This is a genomic window from Campylobacter sp. DY7, assembly GCF_057802535.1.
Genome location: NZ_JBYJAU010000007.1, coordinates 83467 through 107759 on the forward strand (window position 1 = coordinate 83467; position 24293 = coordinate 107759).

A 24293-nucleotide genomic window follows, 5' to 3' on the forward strand; every position below is an offset into this window, starting at 1 on the left:
AATAAAAGGAAATGTTATGAGAATTAAAATTGGTTTAAAATGTGAAGAAACAGGTGATATCAATTACAGCACTTTTAAGAATTCAAAAAATACAACAGAAAAATTGGAGCTTAAAAAGTATTGTCCAAGATTAAGAAAACATACAGTTCATAAAGAAGTTAAACTAAAGAGTTAATTTTAGGGCAATAGCTCCAACGGTAGAGCGCCGGATTCCAAATCCGATGGTTGGGGGTTCGAATCCCTCTTGCCCTGCCAATTAAAGGTTTTAAAATGGAAAAATTAATAAATTATTTTAAGTTGTCAAAAGCTGAATTAGCAAAGGTATTTTTTCCAACTAAAGGTCAGGTGAAAAATGCTTTTATAACTGTTGCAGTAGTTGTAACTGTTATATCATTATTTTTAGCTTTTGTTGATTTTATTATGTCTTTTTCATTAAAGAGTATTTTATAAGGGCGTTAGATGAATTTTAAATGGTATGCAATTCAGACTTACGCGGGAAGCGAAATGGCTGTAAAAAGAGCTATTGAGAAATTATGCTATGAAAATGGTATTTCTGATAGACTTAAAGAAGTTTTAGTTCCCACTGAAGATGTTATTGAAACAGGAAAGAATGGAAAACAAAAAATTACAGCAAAATGTTTATATTCAAGTTATGTTTTTGCAAACATAGATTTGGATATCGAACTATGGCATAAAATTCAAAAGTTACCTAAAGTAGGTAGATTTATTGGTGAATCTAAAAAACCAACTCCTTTAAGCGAAAAGGATGTTAATTTAATTTTAGAAAAAGCTAATAATAGAAAAGCTCCAAGACCAAAAATTTATTTTGAAAATGGAGAAAGTGTAAGAATCATAGAAGGTTCATTTGCGAATTTTACAGGCATAGTAGAAGAATACGATATGGTAAGAGGTACTTTGAAACTAAATGTTTCTATATTTGGTAGAAGTACTCCAGTTGAGATTCTATATTCACAAGTTGAGAAAATTATTTAAATAAGGAGTCATTATGGCTAAGAAAGTTGTTGGGGAAATCAAATTACAAATAGCTGCAACAAAGGCAAATCCATCACCACCAGTTGGACCTGCTTTAGGACAGCAAGGTGTTAATATTATGGAATTTTGTAAAGCTTTCAATGAGCGCACAAAAGATATGGCAGGTTATAATATTCCTGTTGTTATCACTGTATATGCTGATAAGAGTTTTACATTTATTACAAAACAACCACCTGCAACAGATTTAATTAAAAAAGCTGCAGGAATTTCTAAAGGAACTGATAATCCTTTAAAAAATAAAGTTGGTAAATTAACAAAAGCTCAAATTTTAGAGATTGTAGATAGAAAAATTGCTGATTTAAATACTAAAGATCGTGAGCAAGCTGCTAAAATTATCGCAGGTTCTGCTAGATCTATGGGTGTTGAAGTAGTAGATTAATTAAAACCCAACCGCCGGGTTAAGGCGGAAGCACTTTAAAAAATGCGGAGAAATTATTATGGCAAAAAAAGCAAAAAGAATTCAAGAATTATTAAAAAAAGTTGATTTAACAAAAGAATATTCATTAAACGAAGGTATTAAAACTATCAAAACTCTTTCATCTGCAAAATTTGATGAGACTGTTGAAATAGCTATGAAATTAAATGTTGATCCAAGACATGCTGATCAAATGGTTAGAGGTTCAGTTGTATTACCTGAAGGAACTGGTAAGAAAGTTCGCGTAGCAGTAATCGCTAAAGATATTAAAGCTGATGAAGCTAAAAAAGCTGGTGCTGATATTGTAGGTGATGATGATTTAGTTGAGGAAATTCAAAAAGGTAATATCAATTTTGATGTTTTAATAGCTACACCAAATTTAATGGGTCTTGTAGGTAAAGTTGGTCGTATTTTAGGACCAAAAGGTTTAATGCCAAACCCTAAAACAGGAACAGTTACTATGGATGTTGCACAAGCTGTAAATAATGCTAAATCAGGACAAGTTAATTTCCGTGTTGATAAGCAAGGAAACATTCATGCAGGTTTAGGAAAAGTTAGTTTTTCAGAAGAAAAATTATTAAACAACATAAGTGCTTTTGTAAAAGCTATTAATAAGCATAAACCAGCAACAGCAAAAGGTAGATATATTAAGAGTGCAACTATATCTTTAACAATGAGTCCAGGTTTAAAATTAGAAACTCAAGAATTACTAGATTTAAAATAATTTTTTTAATTCATAGCCGTTTTGTAATAAATTTATGTTACAAATACGGCTTATTGTTTTTTATGAATTTTTATTTTAGTTTTTTATGAAAATTAAGATAAAAATTTGATTTGTGACAGCCGAGGTGTTTTACTTAATTGACTTTTGTCTCTCTGCTTAAATCATAAATCGGAAAGGAGAAAAGATGACAAGAAACCAAAAAGAAGAATTAATAGCTAGACTTTCTGATGAATTTGCTGCTAATAATGCTGTTGTAGTTTGTAACTATAAAGGAATTATTACTAAGCAATTAGAAGTATTACGTGATTCTGCGAGAACTGCTGATGTAAAAGTTGAAGTAATTAAAAACACTTTAGCTAATATTGCATTAGATAAAGCTGGTAAAACAGGTTTAACTCTTAAAGATACTAATATATATCTTTGGGGTGCAGATGCTTTAGCAGTAACTAAAGTTGCTGCAAAATTTGCAGAAAAAAATAATGCTTTTGAAGTTAAATTTGGTCACATTGATGGTGAAGTTGCTGATGCTAATAAAATTATTGCATTGTCTAAAATGCCATCACGTGAAGAATTACTTGCTATGTTATTGCAAGTTTGGAATGCTCCGATTCAAAATTTTACAATCGGATTAAATGCTCTTAAAGAAAAAAAAGAAAAAGAATAATTATATAAAGGATAAAAAATGGCAATTACAAAACAAGATGTATTAGAATATATTTCAAACCTAAGTGTTCTTGAACTATCAGAATTAGTTAAAGAATTTGAAGAAAAATTTGGTGTTAGTGCTGCTCCTGTAATGGTTGCAGGTGCTGTTGGTGGTGCTGCAGCTGCTGCAGAAGAAGAAAAAACTGAATTTAACGTAGTATTAGTTGATTCAGGTGCAAACAAAATTAACGTAATTAAAGTAGTTCGCGCATTAACAGGTTTAGGCTTAAAAGAAGCTAAAGATGCTGTTGAAGGAACTCCATCAACACTTAAAGAAGGTGTTAGTAAAGCAGACGCAGAAGAAGCTAAAAAGCAACTTGAAGAAGCTGGCGCTAAGGTTGAACTTAAATAATTTTTTAGCCCTATTTTATAGGGCTTTTTTAATATTGTGTTGTTTTAACAACAAAACTATTCTTTCAAAACTTACCAAGAGGTACATATATGTTAAATAGCTTACATTCAGGAAACAGATTAAGGGTGGATTTTTCAAATGTTCCACAACAAATTGAGATTCCAAATCTATTACAATTACAGCAAAAAAGCTTTGATTATTTTTTAAATATTGGTAATGAAAACAGAGAAAGTGGTATAGAAAAAGTTTTCAAATCTTTCTTTCCTGTTAGTGACTCTCAAAATAGATTAAGTTTAGATTACGTATCTTGTGAATTTGTAAAACCAAAATATACAGTTAGAGAATGTATGGAAAGAGGTCTTACATATGCAGCGAATTTACGCGCAAAAATACGTTTAACGCTATATGATAGAGACGAAAAGACTGGAGAAAAAATCGGTATAAAAGATATTAAAGAACAAGATATTACTATTCGTGATATTCCTTTAATGACCGATAGAGTTTCTTTCGTTATCAATGGGGTTGAAAGAGTAGTTGTAAATCAACTTCATAGAAGTCCAGGTGTTATTTTTAAAGAGAGCGAAGAAGGCAATAAGCTTTTATATTCTAGCCAAATTATACCTGATAGAGGTGCTTGGATTTATTTTGAATTTGATTCAAAAAATATTTTATATGCAAGAATTAATAAAAGAAGAAAATTCCAAGCTACTTTACTTTTAAGAGTTTTAGGCTATAGCAAAGAAGATATAATTCAATTATTTTATCCTATTCAAACAATTACACTTAAAAAGCATAAGTTTTATACAAAATTTGATGTTAATTCATTAGGTGATAGAGTAGAATTTGATTTAGTAAATGAAAAAGGTGAAGTAGTTCATGAAGCAGGTAAAAAATTAACTAAAAAGAAAATTAAAGAATTAGAAGATTCAGGATTAAAATTAATTGAATATCCTGTTGATATATTAGCAAATCGTCAATTAGCTGAACCTGTTTATGATAAAAATACAGGCGAGTTATTGTTTGATACTTTAACAATGCTTGATGAAGATAAATTAATAGCACTTGTTCATAATGGTAGTGATTTTAAAATAGCAAATGATGTTGGGTCTGGCGTAGACGATTCAATGTTAAAAACTCTTCAAAATGATTTGGATATGTTTAAATCATTTAAGCGTTCTGAAAATTATGAAACTGAAGAAGAATTTGCAATTGCAAAAATATTTAGAGTATTAAGACCTGGTGATCCTGTTGTTTTAGATGCTGCTAAAACATATATTTTAGATATGTTATTTAACCCTGAAAGATACGACATCACTAGAGTTGGTCGTATGAAAATGAACCATAAATTAGGTCTTGATGTGCCTGAATATGTTACAGTTTTAACAAGAGAAGATATAGTAAAAACTATTCAATATCTTTACAGAATAAAATCAGGTCGTGGATATTTAGATGATAGAGACCATTTAGGAAATAGAAGGATAAGAGCTATTGGAGAGCTTTTAACAAATGAGCTTCATATAGGTTTTGCTAAAATTCAAAAAGGTATTAAAGATAAGTTAAGTTCTATTACAACTCCTATTGAAGAGTTAATGCCAAGTGATTTAGTTAATTCAAAAATGATTACTTCAACTTTACTTGATTTCTTTACAGGTGGTCAATTATCGCAATTTATGGATCAAACCAACCCATTAAGTGAAGTTACTCATAAAAGAAGATTATCAGCACTTGGAGAAGGTGGTTTAGTAAAAGAAAGAGCAAGTTTTGAGGCTCGTGACGTTCATACAACTCATTATGGAAGAATTTGCCCTGTTGAAACACCAGAAGGACAAAATATCGGTCTTATCAACTCACTTTCTACTTATGCAAAAGTAAATGATTTAGGCTTTGTTGAAGCGCCTTATAGAAAAGTTGTAGATGGAAAAGTTAGTGATGAAATTGTATATTTAACAGCAACTCAAGAAGAAGGAATTTGTATTGCTCCAGCTTCAACAAAAGTAGATGAAAAAGGCAATATTGTTGATGACTTACTTGAAGCAAGAATTGACGGAGAAACAATATTGGCAAAGCGCGAAGATATAGGGCTTATAGACCTTACTTCAGGAGCTATTGTTGGACTTGCAGCTTCTTTAATTCCTTTCTTAGAGCATAACGATGCAAACCGTGCTCTAATGGGTTCAAATATGCAACGCCAAGCAGTTCCTTTATTAACAGCAACAGCTCCAATAGTTGGAACAGGTATGGAAAGAGTAGTTGCAAGAGATGCTTGGGAAGCTATAAAGGCAAAAAGAGCAGGTAAGGTAGAAAAGGTTGATAGTAATAATATCTTCATTCTTGGAGAAGATGAAAATGGTTTATATATTGACCACTATAAATTAGAAAAAAATCTAAGAACTAACCAAAATACAACATTTTCACAAAAGCCTATTGTAAGAAAAGGTGATTTAGTAAAAGAAGGACAAGTAATTGCAGATGGTCCATCTATGGATCAAGGCGAACTTGCTATTGGTAAGAATGCTTTAATTGCATTTATGCCTTGGAATGGTTATAACTACGAGGATGCTATTGTAATGAGCGAAAAAATGATTCGTGAAGATGCATTTACTAGCGTTCATGTTTATGAAAAAGAAATAGAAGCTCGTGAATTAAAAGATGGTGTAGAAGAAATAACTCGTGATATTCCAAATGTAAAAGATGAAGATGTTGCTCACCTTGATGAAAGCGGAATTGTAAGAATAGGAACACATATTAAGCCAGGAATGATTTTAGTAGGTAAAGTTTCTCCTAAAGGTGAGGTTAAACCAACTCCTGAAGAAAGATTATTAAGAGCTATTTTTGGTGAAAAAGCAGGACATGTTGTAAATAAATCTTTATATGCTGGAGCTAGCGTTGAAGGTGTTGTAATTGATGTAAAAGTATTTACTAAAAAAGGACACGAAAAAGATGCGCGTGCAAAAGCAGCTCAAGATGCAGAGCGCTTGGTATTAGAAAAAGACTATCATGATAGATTATTAATGATGGATAGAGAAGAAAATTTAAAAATTGCTAAGCTATTAAAAGAAACTCCTTTAGAAAAAGCTGAAACCATTGGTGGAACTTCTTATAAAAAAGGAGATATTGTAAAAGAAGAAGATTTATCTAATTTAAATCGTTTTGCAATAGGAAGTATTATTAAAGCTTATCCAAAAGATGTTCAATCATATTATGAGAATTTAAAAAATCATTTCCAAAATGAAAAGAAAAATTTAAAACAAGAGCATGATGAAAAGTTAGAAATATTAGAAAAAGATGATATTTTACAAAATGGTATTGTAAAACTTGTTAAAGTCTATATCGCTACTAAACGTAAATTAAAAGTAGGGGATAAAATGGCAGGTCGCCACGGAAACAAAGGTATTGTTTCTTGCATAGTTCCTGAAGTTGATATGCCATATTTACCTGATGGAAGACCTGTTGATATTGTTCTAAACCCACTAGGTGTTCCAAGTCGTATGAATATAGGTCAAATTTTAGAGAGCCATTTAGGTTTAGTAGGTCTTAGATTAGGAGAGCAAATTCAAGAAATTTTTGATGCAAAAAGAGCTGATTTCATAAAAGAATTACGTCAAAAAATGATTGATATTTGTGATATTTCAAGACTTATGGATGCTAAGGTATATCTAAAAGATATGAGTGATGAAGAATTTATTCGCCATGCAAGAGATTGGAGTAAGGGTGTTAAATTTGGTGCTCCTGTTTTTGAAGGTGTTACAGCAGCAGAGTTTAAAAAGCTATTTGAAATGGCTAAAATTGATATGGACGGCAAGAGTGAATTATACGATGGCCGCACAGGCGAGAAGATGAAAGAGCGTGTAAATGTTGGTGTTATGTATATGCTTAAACTTCACCACTTAGTAGATGAAAAAGTTCACGCAAGAAGTACAGGTCCATATAGCTTAGTAACACAACAACCAGTTGGTGGTAAAGCATTATTTGGAGGTCAAAGATTTGGAGAAATGGAAGTTTGGGCTCTTGAAGCTTATGGAGCTGCTCATACTCTAAGAGAAATGCTAACTATAAAATCAGATGATATTGATGGAAGATTTGCAGCATATAAGGCATTAGCAAAAGGTGAAAATGTAACTTCAGCTGGAATTCCTGAAACATTTTTTGTTCTTACAAACGAGCTAAAATCATTAGCTTTAGATGTTGAGATTTATAAAGAGGATAATGATAATGAATAAAAAATATAAAAAAATCCAACTTAATGAAGAAGAAAAACCAAGTCAATTTGATGCCATAGGGTTTAAAATAGCAAGCCCTGAGGCTATTCGTTCATGGTCTTTTGGTGAAGTAAAGAAACCAGAAACTATCAATTATCGCACACTTAAGCCAGAAAGAGATGGCTTATTTTGTGCTAAGATTTTTGGACCTATTAGAGATTACGAATGCCTTTGTGGTAAATATAAGAAAATGCGTTTTAAAGGCGTTAAGTGCGAAAAATGTGGTGTTGAAGTAACTACAAGTAAAGTAAGAAGAACAAGAATGGGTCATATTGAGTTAGTTACTCCAGTAGCTCATACTTGGTATTCAAATGCAATTCCTGCAAGAATTTCAACTTTACTTGACATTTCAACAAAAGATTTAAGCCGTGTTTTATACTATGAAGCTTATATTGTTGAAGCAGTTGGAGATGCTCATACAGCAACTTATGATGATAATAAAAAAGTTTCAAAATATAGCGTAATTAGTGAAGAACAATTCCAAGTATTAAATGAAAGATATGAAGATACAGGCTTTAAAGCTAGAATGGGTGGAGAAGTAATTCATGACTTATTAGCTGAACTTGATTTAGTTGATATGGTAAGAGAGCTTAAAGAAGCTTGCGAATTAGCTCCAAAATCAAAAAAACCTGCAATTGTAAAAAAATTAAAAATTGTAGAAAGCTTTTTAGCTAGTTCTCAAAGTGGAGAAGGAAATCGCCCTGAGTGGATGATGATTACATGCTTACCTGTTTTACCACCTGATTTACGCCCATTAGTTTCACTTGATGGCGGAAAATTTGCAGTTTCTGATGTGAATGATTTGTATCGCCGTGTAATTAATAGAAACTCTCGTTTAAAAAGATTAATTGAACTTGATGCGCCTGAAATTATTATAAGAAACGAAAAAAGAATGCTTCAAGAAGCGGTTGATTCTTTATTTGATAACGCTAGAAAGCAAACAGGTGCTGCAAAAGGTGCAAACAAAAGAACACTTAAATCACTTACTGAAATTATTAAAGGTAAGCAAGGACGTTTCAGACAAAACCTACTTGGAAAGCGTGTTGACTTCTCAGGTCGTAGCGTAATTGTTGTTGGTCCAAAACTTAGAATGGATCAATGTGGATTGCCAAAACAAATGGCTTTAGAATTATTCAAGCCACATTTATTAGCTAAACTTGAAGAAAAAGGCTATGCAACTACTGTTAAACAAGCTCATAAAATGATAGGTGAAAAGACTAATGAGGTTTGGGAATGTCTTGAAGAAGTTGTAAAAGATCATCCTGTAATGCTTAACCGTGCGCCAACACTACACAAGCTTTCAATTCAAGCTTTCCATCCAGTATTGGTTGAAGGTAAAGCAATTCAGCTTCATCCTTTAGTTTGTGCTGCATTTAACGCTGACTTTGACGGCGACCAAATGGCTGTGCATGTTCCATTAAGTCAAGAAGCAATAGCAGAATGTAAGATATTGATGCTTAGTTCAATGAATATTTTATTACCAGCAAGTGGTAAAGCTATTACAGTTCCATCACAAGATATGGTTTTAGGTATTTATTATCTATCACTTGAAAAAGCTGATGCAAAAGGTGCTAATAAGATTTGCACAGGTGTTGATGAAGTATTAATGGCAATGCAAACAGGCTCACTTGATATTCACGCAAGTATTAAATCGGTTGTAAATGGTAAAAGCATTAAAACTACAGCGGGTCGTTTAATTATTAAATCAATTTTACCTGATTTTGTTCCTGAAGAATTATGGAATAAGGTTTTAAAGAAAAAAGATATAGGCGCATTAGTTGATTATGTTTATAAAAATGGTGGCTTAGAAATTAGTGCAAGTTTCCTTGATAATCTTAAGAATTTAGGATTTGAGTATGCTACAAAAGCAGGTATTTCAATTTCTATTGCTGATATTATTGTTCCAGAAGAAAAGAGCGATAATATTGAAAATGCAAAAGCAAAAGTAAGAGAAATTCAAAACTCATTTAACCAAGGTCTAATTACAGCAAGCGAACGCTACAACAAAATTATTGATATTTGGAAAAATACAAATAATGAGCTATCAAAGAATATGATTAACCTAATGAAAAATGATAAAGCAGGATTTAACTCAATTTATATGATGGCTGACTCAGGCGCAAGGGGTTCAACTGCTCAAATTTCACAGCTTGCAGCAATGCGTGGTCTTATGGCTAAACCTGATGGTTCGATTATTGAAACTCCTATTACTTCAAACTTTAGAGAAGGTCTAAACGTTCTTGAGTACTTTATTTCAACTCACGGAGCTAGAAAAGGTCTTGCTGATACAGCGCTTAAGACTGCAAGTGCTGGACACTTAACAAGAAAGCTAATAGATGTTGCTCAAAATGTTAAGATTACAATGCATGATTGTGGAACTCATGAAGGTATTGAAGTTAGTGAAATTACGGCAGATGGTGTTGTGGTTGAAAACCTACACGATAGAATTATCGGAAGAGTTTTAGCTGATGATGTAATTGATCCAATTAGCAATGAAGTATTATTTAATGAAGGCACTTTAATTGATGAAGTAAAAGCAAAAAGTATTGTTCAAAGCAATATTAAATCAGTTACTATTAGAACTCCAATTACTTGTAAAGCTAAAAAAGGAATTTGTGCTAAATGTTATGGAATTAGCCTTGCAGAAAGTAAGCTAGTAAAAACTGGTGAAGCTGTTGGTATTATTTCAGCTCAATCAATCGGTGAGCCAGGAACTCAGCTAACACTTAGAACTTTCCACAGCGGGGGAACTGCTACAACTGATATGCAAGATAGACAAGTAGAAGTTAAAAAAGAAGGTTTCATAAGATTTTACAATGTTCAAACCTACACAAACAATGAAGGTAAGAAAATCATTGCAAATAGAAGAAATGCAAACATACTTTTAGTTGAGCCAAAGATTAAAGCACCTTTTGATGGAGTAGTTTCTTATATCAACTCTCATGATGATATAACAATCGTTGTAAAATCAGGCAAAAAAGAGCAAAAATACATCCTAAGAAAGCACGATGTAGCTAAGGTTAATGAATTAGCTGGAGTTAGTGGAAACTTACTAGGTAAATTATACTTACCATATAAAGAAGGTGATAAGGTAGTTGAAAACGAAAGTATCGTTGAAGTAATTAAGGAAGATTACAATATTCCAAGACGTATTCCTTATGCATCAGAGCTTAAGATTGAAGATGGAGCGCCAATAGCTCAAGATATTAGAGCAAACGCAACAGGTAAGATTAATTACTTTATCCAAAAGAGCGATGGCTTAGAAAAAATTGAGCTTAAAAAAGGTCATATTGTAAATGAAAAAGGCTTATTTGTAATTATTTCAGACGGAAATGATAGAGAAGCAATTCGCCATTATGTTCCAAGAAAGTCTAAAATTGAGTTTGCAAGTAATGAAATAGTAAAAAATGCAAATGATTTAATTGTAACAGATGCAAGCAAAGAAAGCCATATAATTGCTGAGTGGGATCCATATAATAACCCTATAATTGCAGAAAGCGATGGCGTTGTTAGCTTTGTTGATATTGAGCCAGGATTTAGCGTTGAAGAGCAAACTGATGAATTAACAGGAAATAGTTCTTTAGTTGTTAATGAATATTTACCAGCTAGTATGAAACCAGCTATTATCATTACAAAAGATGATGGAAGTACAATAAGATATCAATTAGAGTCAAAAACCGTTATTTATGTAAATGATAATCAAAAGGTAAAAGTAGCTCAAATTTTAGCTAAGACACCAAAAGCAGCAACTAAGTCAAAAGACATTACCGGAGGTCTTCCAAGGGTAACTGAATTATTTGAAGTAAGAAAGGTTAAAAACCCTGCTACTTTAGCTGAAATAGATGGTATTGTAAGATTAGGACAAGCTAGCCGTATGAGACAAATCATTACTATTGAAGGTGCTGATGGAAGTTTAGTTGAACATACTATTGATAGACACAGCCAAATTCAAGTAAGAGATGGCGAAATGGTTCATGCGGGAGAGCGTTTAACTGATGGAACAATTACAAGTAATGATATTTTAAGAATATTAGGTGAAAAAGCATTACACCATTATTTAATTAGCGAAATTCAACAAGTTTATAGCGGTCAAGGTGTTGCGATTTCTGATAAACATATTGAGATTATTATTTCGCAAATGCTAAGACAAGTAACCATTATTGATAGTGGCGATACTAAGTTCATAGTAGGTGATGTTGTAAGCAAGCGTAGATTTGCAGAAGAAAACGAAGCTGTTATGAAGTTTGGCGGACAACCTGCGATAGCTGAGCCAAAACTAACGGGTGTTACTCGTGCATCAGTAAGTAGTGATAGTATTATTTCAGCTGCGTCGTTCCAAGAAACTACTAAAGTTCTAACAGAAGCTAGCGTAACTGGTAAGATTGATTACCTAGAAGACTTAAAAGAAAACGTTGTTTTAGGTAGAATGATTCCTGTTGGAACAGGTCTTTATTCAAGAGCAAAACTTCAAATTCGCAAAAACGACTAATAAATAGGGGCTAAATGCCCCTAACTTAATTCCTATTTCAAATTCTTTTAAAATTTTGTGGAATTTGAAATAGGAATTTAAACCCTTTTATCATAAAGATTCTCGCTATCTTTATAAGCTAAAAATAAAGCTAATAAATCTCTTTCATCTTTAATATTTTGAATATCAAGTTTGTTTAAAATCTCTTGCATACTCTCACGCACATCAATGCCTTTTACTTCTATGGGTTTGAATGGTTTTTTATCTTCGGGTTGTTCTTCTTTTAATTTATTTTCATCATAAATAGCTTTTAGTTTCAAATATTCTTTTTTAAAGTCTTCTATGCTGATTTCTTCATTTGCAAATAACATTTCTAATCTATTATCATTATCTTCAAAAGATTTTTTAAATTTTTTATCACTTAGATATAGTTTGTCAATGGGATTTTCTTTTAAAAATTCTAAAAGTTCTTTTGAATCATCGTTATTTTGATAAAAAGCTCTTTGATATATTGAATTATTTTCAAATTTAAACAAAGGTTGAACTTCTAGTTTTAACGCTACAACCCAAGCAGGATCGCTCCTATCTATTGTAAGCGAATCTTTTGTGCTTAAAATCTCTTCATTTGGATCTTTTTGGTAAGTTATTATTCCTTTTAACATTTCGTTTTCTAAGGCTTCATAAATCTTACTACCTTTTTCGTAAGCTCCTATTTTACTAAGCACGGCATTAGGATCATAAGTGCCCCACTCATCTTGTGGAGCATCTTTTAAAATCTTTGCGATTTGTTCTTTTAAATTATTTTGATTTGCTTTAGAGTTTAGATTGTTTATTGATGTTTGATTTATAGAATTAATTTGCATTTTTATCCCTTTTTATTTATATCGGTAAGTTTTGGAAAAAATTAATATTTTTTAAAGAATTTGAAATAGGAATTATAAATTACAATTATTGATTAAAATCGCACAAAATTAAAAGAAAGTCATTAGGTAATGAATACACTTATTTTTGGAATTATTTTTGGATTTTTATTAGCAAATTTTAAATTTTGCTTTTTTTCTGGGTTTAGGAATCTTTTTTATTTTAAAGATTTTTCGTTTGTTAGTGCTTTAAGTTTATGCGTATTTTTACAATCTTTGGGTCTTTTTACATTAGAGCATTTTAAATTAATTACCATACCTGAGTTTAAATTCTCTATCCTTGCTACTATTATAGGTAGCTTTATATTTGGCGTTGGAATGGCGTTTAGCAAAGCTTGTGTTAGTGGAAGTTTTACTAGAATTATTAATAATAGTTCTTATTTAATCACGGCTTTTTCTTTTGCTTTTAGTATGGCTTTGTTTAATGGAGTATTTAAAAAATACATAGATGTTTTTACTAAAAACGAACTTACAAATATTCATACCTATTTAAACATTTCTCCTTTTATTTTAGTTGCTTTGCTTGGAATTTTAAGTATATATTTAATCTATAAAGCCAAAAAAATTAGCATTCTTGCAATAGTTTTAGCGATTTTAAGCCTTTTGATGTGGAAAATAATAGGCTTTAGTTTTACTTTATCTGTGCCTAGTAAAAATATGATTTTATATCTAGTAACCAATCAATATAGATATTTAGATTCTGGAGTGTATTTTTTATTTGGCTGTATTTTGGGAGCAATTTTTGCTAATTTAAAATCATTTTCGCTTAAAGGCGTATCCCTAAAACAAGGATATTTTAGTGTAATTGGAGGCTTTTTAATGGCTTTAGGAGCTTCTCTTGCGAGTGGTTGTAATGTGGCAAATATTTTAATCGCTAGTGCTTATTTTAGCTTTCAAGCCTTTATATTTTTACCTTTTATGCTTTTTGGATTTTTGATTATTTTAAGGAGAGTATCGTGAAAAAATTGATTTTATTGTTTGCACTTATTTTTAGTGCTTGTTTTAATGCTGATGATGTTAAATTGCTAAATACCGATGAGTTTAAGACTAGATTAAATAATGATTATTTGATAATTGATACAAGAATTGATAGTTATTATAATGGTTTTAGCGAAGATGGGGCAAAAAATGGCGGTCATATTAAAGGGGCTTTAAATATTAGTGCTTTATCAATGGATTTTATTGAAAATAAAAAATTTGAAGAATATTTTAAAGCTAAAGGCATTACAAAAGATAAAAAGCTCGTATTTTATGGCTCTAATTTAGATGAGATAAAAAAAGTTAGCTCAGAGTTCTTAGCTCGTGGTTATAAGGGTGAGATTTATGCTGATTTTACAGACTATGCAAATAATAATGAATTAGTAAAACTTAAAAATTATCATTTAGCAATCTATCCTAAATGGCTAAACGATTTAATGCAAGGCAAAAAAGTTGAAAGCTTTAATGGTAAAGATTTTATGGTTTTTGAGGTTAGTTGGGGAGAAAATAGCGATGAATATAGCGAGCACATAAAAGGTGCTTATCATTTTAATACCGATTTAATAGAAAATGCTCCTGTTTGGAATTTAAGTGATGCGAAAACTTTAGAAAAAAATCTTTTAAGTTTAGGAATTACGAGTGAAAAAACCATAATTTTATATTCTAAAAATCAAATGGCAGCTCTAAGAGTATTTTTTGCACTAAAATATGCTGGAGTTAAGGATGTTAGATTTTTAAATGGTGGGTTATATTCTTGGCAAGAAGCAGGATTTAGCATAGAAAAAACTCCAAATATACCTAATAAAGAAAGCGATTTTAAAGCAATAATTCCTGCAAATGCTAATATAAATATATCAATGCCAAATGATATTAAAAATTATAAAGGCGATTTAAAGTTAGTAAGTGTTAGGGCTTGGGATGAGTTTATAGGCAAAATTAGTGGTTATGATTATATACCAAAAAGCGGTGAGCCAAAGGGTGCTATTTGGGGATTTGCAGGGACAAATTCATCTAATGTAGCTGATTATTATGACCCTGATGGAACGCTTAGAAATCCTTATGAAATATATGAATTATGGCAAGGTCAAGGCATTAATAAAAATGATAATTTAGCCTTTTATTGTGGCACTGGCTGGAGAGCTAGTGTTGCTTGGTTTATGGCTTTACTTGATGGTTGGGAAAATATTTATATCTATGATGGTGGCTGGAATGCTTGGCAAATGGATGAGAGCTTAGAAATACAAAAGAATTTAGATTTGATTAAACCCGATTCAAAAAATGATTATGGTGCAGTATTTAAAGAAGGTGCTAGTTGTAAAAGTTAAAAAGCCATTATATTGCTTTTAAGCACAATTAAACTTTATGCTTAAAAGCTAATTCCTATTTCAAATTCTTTTAATTTTTTGCTGTTTTATGAGGGGTATTTACTAGACTTAAATTATTGAAAGTATCAATATCATAAGCTTTGCCAAAGCCTTTTACAAATCTTCCGCTTTTAATTTCAAGCTTTATAAAATGAAAATCTAACATGGTTTTAAACACTTCTACTTCATTTCCATGAACTTCTTTTAATACTTCAAATAATTCTTCTTTTCTATCATCAACTATCGTTGCATTAACTTGATAGCTTAGTCTTTTTCTAGCAAATATGCTTGCAGCTTTGCATTCATCTTCTAAGAACATTATTTCTACATTGTTAGGGTTATTTTTAATATTTGCAAAATGTTTTGCAACTTCGCTTATGAAAATAAACATTTCATTGTTTTTAAAAATTATTGGAGCATAAGAGCAAAGAACTTTATTATCAATACTAAGACTTGAGATATTTACGCTTTTAAAAGTTTTTATAAATTCTTGTAATTCATTCATTGTATTCCTTCATAAATATAAAAGAATTTGAAATAGGAATTAGCCCCCAAAAAAGGGGCTAAAGTTTAAATAAACATATTGCTTAGGTTTATATTTGCGTTTTTAGTTAAAACACGCTTTCTATAAACGTTAGAAACTTCACTCTCATCTCCAACTAAAAGTGCGTTTGTAGCACATACAGCAGCACAAATTGGCACTCTTCCTTCGCTTATGCGGTTTTGTCCATAAAGCTCTCTTTCAGCTTCGCTGTTAGTTTCTTCAGGACCACCAGCACACATCGTACATTTATCCATTTCGCCTTTAATTCCAAATGCACCATCTCTTGGAAATTGTGGTGCGCCAAATGGACAAGCGTATAAGCAGTATCCACAGCCTATACATACTTTTTTATCATGTAATACAATACCATCTTCACGGATATAAAAGCATTTAACCGGACAAACTTGCGCGCAAGGTGCATCTGTGCAGTGCTGGCAAGCAATAGTCATTGATACTTCTTTGCCTTCAATTCCGTCATTTAGGGTAATTACCTTTCTTCTTTTAATTCCAACAGGAACTTCGTGTCCGCTTGAACATGCAACTTGACAAGCAAAACAACCAATACAGCGATTTTTATCTACAAAAAACTTCATTCTAGCCATTTATTAAGCCCTCTCAATTCTGCAAAGTCCAGCGTTGTATTCGCTAATTTGCGTATTTGGGTCAAACCCGTAGTTAGTAATTGTGTTTGACATTTCGCCTATTGTATAAGGCTTAGTTCCTTCTGGATAGTTATGGCTTAAATCCACACCTTGTAAAACACCTGAGAAGTTGTATGGCAAGCATATTCTATCAGGAGTTACGCTTCTATTATGCACGCATTTTACTTTAATCTTAGTGCCTTGTGGAGAATGTATCCACATCATTTCGCCATCACCAATATTATGCTTCATAGCAAGTTCAGGATGCACATTAGCAAACATTTCAGGTGTAATATCAGCTAGGTATTTACTTGTTCTTTCAAGCATACCAGCACCACTTAAATTCACTAAACGCATTGAGCTAATAATAACAGGGAAGTCCTTGCTCCAGTCTTGTCTTTGTTGCTCGCTCTTATACATTGTAGTAACACGGAAATTTGGAGTTGTTTGGTCATCAAAGCTAGGATATTTTTGAACTAAATCCCATCTTGGCGAGTGAATTGGCTCTCTGTGTTTTGGAATTGGGTCGCTAAATTCCCAAACTATTGTTCTAGCTCTTGCATTACCTAAACAGCAAGCGCTTTTCTCACGGCATTTTTCTAGGATAATTCCTGAAATATCAGTGCTCCATGAGCCACCCATTAATTCTTTTTCTTTATCGCTTAATTTGATTCCGAAAACTTTTTCTATATTATTTTTATCAATTTGTGGGAAACCACCCTTAACTTTAGAACCAACAGGAGTAAAGTTACTATCTGCTAATTGGCTAACGCCATTATGCTCAAGTCCAAATCTATTTCTAAAGCCCATTCCACCTCTTTCATAAGGCACATTTGGGTTCCATAAAATTGGAGTTCCTGGGTGTTGTTTATCCCATACAGGCCATGGAAGTCCGTAATATTCACCTTTTACTTCGCCACCTAATCCCTCTAGTGTATTAGGGTCAAAGTTAGCCCAGTTTGCTTGATGTTTTCTTAGTCTTTCTGCGCTAATTCCACGAAGACCTATTGATAAAAGTCCGTTACTCATCTCTCTTGTTGCATCATCAGGCCATTTAGCATCTTGATCGTCTGGGATTACTTGAACTAACTTATGGTCTTGAAGTTCTAGTTTCATACCACGAGTATATTCTGTATAAAAACCAAATTTCTTAGCAAACATAAACATAATTTCATGATCTTCTTTGCTTTCATAAATAGGTTTAATAACTTGGCTTCTCCATTGCATTGAGCGGTTTGTTGCAGTTACATAACCTTCTGTTTCAAATTGAGTTGTCGCAGGAAGTATATAAATACCATCAGGACGATCTGCTAAAACAGCAACTTCATTTACAAATGGTTCAGCTACTACTATTAAATCAAGTTTTTTAAGTGCTTCTTGAATTTTAACAGTGTGAGCCATTGAAGTAATTCCTGTTCCTTGAACCCAAAGAACTCTAACAGGAGCATTTGAATGTGTTGTATCGCTTCCGTAAGGAGTTACACCTTTAACGCCTTGCCACCATCTTGATAAGCTAAAGCCTTTTTCGTGCATCCATTTTTTGCCACCATTTGCACTATCATCTACGAAGCGTTTTTGCATATCTTCATATTTTACGCCCCATACATTACAAAAATGCTTCCAAGCACCTTCAGCTAATCCATAATATGCAGGAAGTGTATCAGCTAAACAGCCCATATCAGTAGCACCTTGAACGTTGTCGTGACCACGGATAATGTTTGTTCCACCACCAGGCTTACCAATATTTCCTAACACTAATTGTAAAATAGCTAAGATACGAGTATTTGAGCTACCAACTGAGTGTTGAGTAATACCAAGCGACCAGAATAGTGTAGCTGGTTTTGTAGTTGCAAATAATTTTGTTACTTGATGTAAAATTTCTTCGCTACATCCACAAATGTCAGCAACTTCGCTAGGAGTATATTTTTTCGCTTCTTCACGAATTAAATCTACACCATAAGTTCTATCTTTAATTAATTCTTTATCTTCCCAACCATTTTCAAAAATGATATTTAGCATTCCATATACGAAAGCTATATCAGTTCCAGGACGAATTCTTACATAAATATCAGCATGAGCTGCACTTCTTGTAAATACAGGGTCTACTACGATTAGTGGAGCATTATTTCTATCTTTTGCTTGTAAAATATGCTTATATCCAATAGGGTTTGCTACCGCTGTATTTGCACCAAACATAATCATACATTTTGTATTACCTACAACGTCACCAAAGTGATTTGTCATAGCGCCATATCCCCAAGTATTAGCCACACCGGCTACTGTTGCGCTGTGTCAAATTCTAGCAACGTGATCTATTGAGTTAGTTCCCCAAAATGCTGCAAATTTTCTAAAATAATAAGCTTGTTGGTTGTTAAATTTCGCTGAGCCTAAGAACATTACGCTATCAGGACCGCTCTCTTTTTTGATTTCAAGCATTTTATCGCCGATTTCATTTACAGCTTGTTCCCAGCTAATTCTTTCCCACTTACCATTAACTCTTTTTAGTGGAAATTTAACACGACATTTTGATTTAGTTAAATCAATTTGATCAATTCCCTTACAGCAATGACTTCCTAAAGAATGTGGATGGTCTATTGCATTATGTTGTCTTACCCATACGCCGTTATGAACTTCAGCTTCAATACCACAGCCTGAACTACAAATTGTACAAACAGTTCTTACTATTTTGCTTCCTTCGTAAGGCATTTTTACATTTTCATCAGCCTTAACGGTAGCAGTAGTAGCACCGAATGCGCTAGTAGTTGCACCAGCCATAGCAGTCAGCTTTAAAAAGCTTCTTCTGCTTATACTTTTACGCATTTATTTTCCTTTCTTTAATTAATATGCAATTTTGTAAAATTTTTCCCAGTGAAGGGTTTTTTTGTATAACACTTCTTTTTTCTTTGCATGTCCAGCTACTACGCCTGAGGTGTTGTTTTCAGTGCTTACTGCAGCGTTTAAACTAACACTAGCAACAGCACCAATGGCACCAGCGCTTAGAGCCTTTTTAAGAAACGCTCTTCTTTTGTTTTCCAAGACTGCCTCCTTATTTAAAATTTTGAGTAACCTAAATAATACTAAATTGCCTTAAAATTAGGCTTAAGAAAAATTAATAATATTGCTATAAAATAATATTATGATAATGATAAAAAGAGTCAATTTTGCTAAGAAAAAATAAGATAAAAAAAGACCTAAAATTAAAAAATGTTTATGTAGTAACTTCTAGCATTGCGTGTGGAAAATCTACATTTTTAAATTACGCTAGAAAAAATGGTATTTTTTGCATAAATGCTGATGAAATTTCTAATATTGTATTTCGTTACAAATCTAAACAAATTGCTAAAAAATTAAAGATTTGTAATTCCGATTTCAAATTCCTTTCGTTAAAAGATAAAAAAAAGCTTGTAGCTAGTATTGTTTTTAAGGACAAAATTTTAAAGAAAAAATTAGAAAAAATAATGCACTCAAAAATAAAAAAAGAAATCATCAAAAAGATAAAAAACTCAAAACATAAAATTATTTTTGTTGAAATTCCACTTTATTTTGAAAATAGAAATTATAATTTTTTGCTTAATAAAATCGTTATATATTGCCCTTATGACTTATCTTTAAAAAGGCTAATTAGTAGAAATAATCTAAGTTTAGAAGAAGCAAAACTTAGACTAAATTCTCAGCTAAATATTGAAGAAAAAATAAAATATGCAACCTATCTCATCAAAAACGATGATAATTTAGAAGATTTTAAAGAAAATTCGCTAAAACTTATAAAAAATTTAAAGGAAAAACATGGAATTTCATAAATACTATGCAAATGGCAATGATTTTATTATTTTTAAAAGTGATAATTTAGACTCAAAATATCTAAGTAATTTAGCTAAAAATTTATGTAATAGATACAGCGGAATAGGTGCTGATGGGCTTATTGCTATTAAAAAAGAAGAAAATAAAGAATATGATTTTTCATGGGGTTTTTATAATCAAGACGGCTCAAGTGCTTCAATGTGTGGAAATGGAGCAAGAGCAGCAGCTCATTTTGCCTACTCAAATAATTTAGCAAAAGAGAAAATGAGTTTTTTAACAGGTGCAGGAATAATAAAAGCTAATATCTATAATGATGATTTTGTAGAAATTAGACTTACTAAAGCTAAGATTATTCATGAAAATTTAGTGGAATTTGGCAATGTGTTTTGTCTAATTGATACAGGTGTGCCACATTTAGTAACTCTTGATGGAGTGCAAAATTACAATGAAGAAAACGCAAAATATTTAAGAGAAAAGTATGATGCTAATGTAAATTACGCAACTTTTAAAGATGGGGTTTTATATGTTAGAACTTACGAGCGTGGAGTTGGAGAAACTCTAGCTTGTGGAACTGGAATGAATGCTTGTTTTTATTATGCTAGAATGCTTAAATTAGTTGATGAAAAGGCTACAATTTATCCAAAAAGTAATGATATTTGCGAAGTGAGTTTTAAAGATGATTATTTATATTTCAAAGCTCAAACTAAAAAAATTTTTATCACTACGCTTGATTGTTAGTTTATTTTGCTAGTATTTTAATATTTTTTTACATAGAAGGGATAATGAAAGAACTAAGTTTGATTGATGAAATGCTTAATCTACAAAATAGCTTAAATATAGCTACTTGTGGCAATGATTGGACAAAAGGTTTTACAAAAGAAAATCGCTTAATTGATTTTGCTCGTTGTATTTATATGGAATGTGCTGAGCTAGTTGATTCTATGCCGTGGAAACACTGGAAAAGCATAAATGCTAGTTGGGATTTAGAAAATATTCAAATAGAACTTGTTGATATTTGGCATTTTATTTTAAGTCTTGCTATTATGCAAAATAAACAAATAGAATTAAAAAATACAATTTCCGATTTTACATTCTACAAAACTGATAAAAATCTAAATGAAATCTTAGAATATTCAAGAGAATTAATACACTTTAGCAGTGCTAAAATTGTTAATATAAACGATATATGTAATACATTTTTACACCTTACTTGCAAATGTGATTTAGAGTTTAACAGACTTTATAAAATCTACATTGGAAAAAATGTTTTAAATAAATTTCGCCAAGATAATGGCTACAAAGATGGAAGTTATAAAAAACTTTGGAATGGTAAAGAAGATAATGTGATTTTATATGAATTATTAGAACAAGATGAAATAAATTACGATAGTTTATATAAAAATCTTGATGATATTTATAAAAATTTAAAGGATTGATAATGGAAATAATAGGATATTACGATAAAGACAAAAATATTTATGATACTTTAAGCACTGATGGAATAGGACTTGAGCCAATTTATTATGATGATAGCCCAATGGCACTTGAAATCATTCGCCATAGCTGTGCTCACCTTTTAGCAGAAGCTATTACAAAATTATATAAAAATGCTAAGTTTTTCGTAGGACCTTGTGTTGATGAAGGTTTTTATTATGATTTTAAAGTTGATGAGAAAATTAGTGAAGAAGATTTAAAAGTTATTGAAGATAAAATGAGAGAACTTGCAAAAAAAGGCTCTCCTATGGTAAAAAACACAATGAGCTATGAAAAAGCTTGTGAAATGTTTAAAAACGATGAATTAAAACAAGCAGTATTAAGCCGTCTAAGTGGAGAGATTAGCACTTATTCTCAAGGCGAATTTACTGACCTTTGCCGTGGGCCACATCTTCCACATACAAAAATGCTTAAAAACTTTAAGCTTACAAAATTAGCAGGTGCATATTTAGGTGGCGATGAAAAAAATGAAATGCTAGTTAGAATTTATGGTATAGCGTTTGCGACAAAAGAAGCTTTAAAAGATTATTTAACAATGATAGAAGAAGCTAAAAAAAGAGATCATAGAAAACTAGGAAATGATTTAAAATTATTCACATTTAGTGAACAAATAGGTGGTGGCTTACCATTATGGCTTAAAAATGGTGCAAGAGTTAGAAGTAAATTAGAGCATATTTTATATAAAGCTCATAGAACTAGATTTTACGAGCCTGTAAGAGGTCCTGAACTACTTAATTCAAGCGTTTGGAAGATTAGCGGACATTATGATAATTATAAAGAGAATATGTATTTTACTAGAATTGATGAGCAAGAATACGGCATTAAGCCAATGAACTGCGTAGGTCATGTATTTTGCTATAAAAGTGAAGGTAGAAGTTATAAAGATTTACCTATTAAGTTTTTTGAATACGGAATGGTTCATCGCCACGAAATGAGTGGGGCTTTACATGGGCTTTTAAGAGTTCGTGAATTTACTCAAGATGATAGCCATATTTTCTGTATGCCAAGTCAAATAAAAAGCTTAGTAAAAGAGATTTTAGATTTTGCTAAGAAGATTATGACAACTTTTGGCTTTGAATGGGAACTAGAAATCTCAACAAAACCAGAAAAATCAATCGGAAGCGATGAGATTTGGGAAATCGCTACAACAGCGTTAAAAGAAGCTTTAGATGAAGAAGGTATAAAATATGGTGTTGATGAGGGCGGTGGAGCATTCTATGGTCCAAAAATTGATATAAAAATACTAGATGCGTTAAAAAGAAAATGGCAATGCGGAACTATTCAAGTAGATTTTAACTTGCCAGAAAGATTTGAGCTTGAATATACAGATGAAAACAATGAGAAAAAACGCCCTGTAATGCTACATCGTGCATTGCTTGGAAGTTTTGAAAGATTTTTAGGAATATTGCTTGAGCACACTGCAGGAGAATTGCCATTCTTTATAGCACCTATTCAAGTGATGATTTTACCAGTAGGTGAAAAGCATATTGAGTATTCAAAAGCATTACAAAAGGCATTATTAGAGCTAGGAGTTGATGCAGATATTAACGAAAAAAATGATACCTTAGGTAAAAAAATAAGAAATGCAGAAATGATGAAAGTACCATTTATTGCAGTAATCGGTGATGAAGAAGTAAATAACAATCAAATAGCTTTAAGAGATAGAAGAGCTAAACAACAATCAACACTAACAATGGAGGAATTTTTGAAACTAATTAAAGAAAAACAAAACGAGGTAGTATTTTGAGTAAAGAAAAAGATGTATTGTTAAATGAAGAAATAGATTTAGCACAGGTAAGATGTATAGGTGATGATGGCACTCAGTATGGGATAATTAGCAGTGATGAAGCAAATGCTCTTGCTAATCGTTTAGGACTTGATTTGGTATTAATCGCAAAAGATGCAAAGCCACCTGTTTGTAAAATTATGGATTACGGTAAGTTTTGTTATCAGCAAGAAAAAAAGCTAAAAGATGCTAAGAAAAAGCAAAAAGTAGTAGAAGTTAAAGAGATAAAACTTTCTGTAAAAATTGCTCAAAATGATATTAATTATAAAGTTAAACATGCGGTTGAGTTTTTAAAATCAGGGAAGCATGTTAGATTTAGAGTGTTTTTAAAGGGTCGTGAATTAAGCAATCCACAATCAGGAGAAGAACTACTTTTAAAAATTTATGAAGAAATTAGCGAAATTGCAAATATGGATAAAGCTCCTTTATTTGAAGGTCGCTATATAAATATGCTTTGCACCCCAAAAAGCGCTAAAAAATAGGAAATTAATTCCTATTTTTAAGAATTAGGAATTAACTAATTCCTAATCTTATTTTATTGTTTTCTCCTAGTTTTAAAAGTTCATCAAATAATTTATCCTTTTCTTTATCAAAATCAAATTTAAAGCTTTGTTGCATTAACTTTTCTTTATCTACAAATTCATCCATTGAAATTCCATGTTTTTTAAAAATTGCTTGTAATTTAGGGTGATCAAGTCCTACACTTCCTGACGGTAAATCAAAATTATTCATAAATTCTTTTGATGATTTTTTAGCAAATTCAATTATTTTTAATTCTAAATCAGGTGT

At 31.5% G+C, this 24293-nt stretch carries 22 protein-coding genes and 1 tRNA gene; 17 read left to right on the top strand and 6 right to left on the bottom strand.

Features of this window, described 5'->3' with window-relative positions:
- Nucleotides 1-16 precede the first annotated feature (16 nt).
- From rpmG to rpoC, 10 genes are all read left to right on the top strand, one after another.
- The gene (gene rpmG, locus AC1B00_RS06180; protein ID WP_214118203.1) at nucleotides 17-175 is read left to right on the top strand and encodes a 50S ribosomal protein L33; all 159 of its coding nucleotides are present in this window, start codon (nucleotides 17-19) and stop codon (nucleotides 173-175) included.
- Nucleotides 176-179: 4 nt separating this feature from the next.
- A tRNA-Trp gene (locus AC1B00_RS06185) sits at nucleotides 180-255 on the top strand.
- A 15-nt stretch (nucleotides 256-270) separates the two neighbouring features.
- Nucleotides 271-450 (top strand): preprotein translocase subunit SecE, encoded by a 180-nt coding sequence (gene secE, locus AC1B00_RS06190; RefSeq protein WP_239817750.1) that lies wholly within the window; start codon nucleotides 271-273, stop codon nucleotides 448-450.
- A gap of 9 nt (nucleotides 451-459) precedes the next feature.
- Nucleotides 460-993 (top strand): transcription termination/antitermination protein NusG, encoded by a 534-nt coding sequence (gene nusG / locus AC1B00_RS06195; protein ID WP_239817751.1) that lies wholly within the window; start codon nucleotides 460-462, stop codon nucleotides 991-993.
- Nucleotides 994-1006: 13 nt separating this feature from the next.
- Nucleotides 1007-1432: a 50S ribosomal protein L11 gene (gene rplK, locus AC1B00_RS06200; protein ID WP_214118198.1), complete on the top strand. Its 426-nt coding sequence runs from the start codon at nucleotides 1007-1009 to the stop codon at nucleotides 1430-1432.
- A 58-nt stretch (nucleotides 1433-1490) separates the two neighbouring features.
- Entirely contained in the window at nucleotides 1491-2192 is a 702-nt protein-coding gene (gene rplA / locus AC1B00_RS06205) for a 50S ribosomal protein L1 (protein ID WP_239817752.1), read from the top strand.
- Between the two features lie 184 nt (nucleotides 2193-2376).
- The gene (gene rplJ, locus AC1B00_RS06210) at nucleotides 2377-2856 is read left to right on the top strand and encodes a 50S ribosomal protein L10 (protein ID WP_239817753.1); all 480 of its coding nucleotides are present in this window, start codon (nucleotides 2377-2379) and stop codon (nucleotides 2854-2856) included.
- A gap of 18 nt (nucleotides 2857-2874) precedes the next feature.
- Entirely contained in the window at nucleotides 2875-3249 is a 375-nt protein-coding gene (gene rplL, locus AC1B00_RS06215) for a 50S ribosomal protein L7/L12 (protein WP_214118192.1), read from the top strand.
- 89 nt (nucleotides 3250-3338) lie between these two features.
- Nucleotides 3339-7469, top strand: a complete 4131-nt coding sequence (gene rpoB / locus AC1B00_RS06220) for a DNA-directed RNA polymerase subunit beta (RefSeq protein ID WP_239817754.1) — start codon at nucleotides 3339-3341, stop codon at nucleotides 7467-7469.
- Nucleotides 7462-11997 (top strand): DNA-directed RNA polymerase subunit beta', encoded by a 4536-nt coding sequence (rpoC, locus tag AC1B00_RS06225; RefSeq protein WP_442862401.1) that lies wholly within the window; start codon nucleotides 7462-7464, stop codon nucleotides 11995-11997. The genes rpoB and rpoC overlap by 8 nt, the downstream gene beginning before the upstream one ends.
- A gap of 77 nt (nucleotides 11998-12074) precedes the next feature.
- Here rpoC and AC1B00_RS06230 read toward each other — a convergent pair whose 3' ends face one another.
- Nucleotides 12075-12839: a hypothetical protein gene (locus AC1B00_RS06230; RefSeq protein WP_488848818.1), complete on the bottom strand. Its 765-nt coding sequence runs from the start codon at nucleotides 12837-12839 to the stop codon at nucleotides 12075-12077.
- 129 nt (nucleotides 12840-12968) lie between these two features.
- On the opposite strand from AC1B00_RS06230, the gene AC1B00_RS06235 reads away from it, so the two are divergent.
- Both AC1B00_RS06235 and AC1B00_RS06240 read left to right on the top strand, forming a co-directional pair.
- Nucleotides 12969-13856 carry a YeeE/YedE family protein gene (locus tag AC1B00_RS06235; protein WP_488848820.1) on the top strand — a complete coding sequence of 296 codons (888 nt, stop codon included), beginning with the start codon at nucleotides 12969-12971 and terminating at the stop codon, nucleotides 13854-13856.
- Nucleotides 13853-15199, top strand: a complete 1347-nt coding sequence (locus AC1B00_RS06240) for a sulfurtransferase (protein ID WP_488848822.1) — start codon at nucleotides 13853-13855, stop codon at nucleotides 15197-15199. Before AC1B00_RS06235 ends, AC1B00_RS06240 begins: the two co-directional genes overlap by 4 nt.
- Nucleotides 15200-15269: 70 nt before the next feature.
- Here AC1B00_RS06240 and AC1B00_RS06245 read toward each other — a convergent pair whose 3' ends face one another.
- From AC1B00_RS06245 to AC1B00_RS06260, 4 genes are all read right to left on the bottom strand, one after another.
- Entirely contained in the window at nucleotides 15270-15743 is a 474-nt protein-coding gene (locus AC1B00_RS06245; protein WP_336611642.1) for a pyridoxamine 5'-phosphate oxidase family protein, read from the bottom strand.
- Between the two features lie 65 nt (nucleotides 15744-15808).
- Nucleotides 15809-16384, bottom strand: coding sequence for a formate dehydrogenase FDH3 subunit beta (fdh3B, locus tag AC1B00_RS06250; protein WP_336611641.1), 576 nt, complete (start codon nucleotides 16382-16384; stop codon nucleotides 15809-15811).
- Between the two features lie 3 nt (nucleotides 16385-16387).
- The gene (locus AC1B00_RS06255) at nucleotides 16388-19243 is read right to left on the bottom strand and encodes a molybdopterin-dependent oxidoreductase (protein ID WP_488848825.1); all 2856 of its coding nucleotides are present in this window, start codon (nucleotides 19241-19243) and stop codon (nucleotides 16388-16390) included.
- Between the two features lie 18 nt (nucleotides 19244-19261).
- Complete coding sequence (locus AC1B00_RS06260) at nucleotides 19262-19459, bottom strand: Tat pathway signal protein (protein ID WP_488848827.1); 198 nt, start codon at nucleotides 19457-19459, stop codon at nucleotides 19262-19264.
- Nucleotides 19460-19584: 125 nt separating this feature from the next.
- Here AC1B00_RS06260 and coaE point away from each other — a divergent pair, with 125 nt between their 5' ends.
- The 5 genes from coaE to infC are packed head-to-tail and all read left to right on the top strand — an operon-like array spanning nucleotide 19585 to nucleotide 23986.
- Entirely contained in the window at nucleotides 19585-20223 is a 639-nt protein-coding gene (gene coaE, locus AC1B00_RS06265; RefSeq protein ID WP_488848829.1) for a dephospho-CoA kinase, read from the top strand.
- Entirely contained in the window at nucleotides 20210-20962 is a 753-nt protein-coding gene (gene dapF / locus AC1B00_RS06270; RefSeq protein WP_488848831.1) for a diaminopimelate epimerase, read from the top strand. Before coaE ends, dapF begins: the two co-directional genes overlap by 14 nt.
- A 44-nt stretch (nucleotides 20963-21006) precedes the next feature.
- A complete protein-coding gene (locus AC1B00_RS06275) occupies nucleotides 21007-21660 on the top strand; it encodes a dUTP diphosphatase (protein ID WP_488848833.1) in 654 nt (217 codons plus the stop codon).
- A complete protein-coding gene (gene thrS / locus AC1B00_RS06280) occupies nucleotides 21657-23465 on the top strand; it encodes a threonine--tRNA ligase (RefSeq protein ID WP_488848835.1) in 1809 nt (602 codons plus the stop codon). Before AC1B00_RS06275 ends, thrS begins: the two co-directional genes overlap by 4 nt.
- A complete protein-coding gene (gene infC / locus AC1B00_RS06285; RefSeq protein WP_239817759.1) occupies nucleotides 23462-23986 on the top strand; it encodes a translation initiation factor IF-3 in 525 nt (174 codons plus the stop codon). Before thrS ends, infC begins: the two co-directional genes overlap by 4 nt.
- Nucleotides 23987-24017: 31 nt before the next feature.
- Here infC and AC1B00_RS06290 read toward each other — a convergent pair.
- Nucleotides 24018-24293, bottom strand: a 276-nt coding sequence (locus AC1B00_RS06290) for a hypothetical protein (protein WP_488848837.1), incomplete at its 5' end; no start/stop codon positions are given.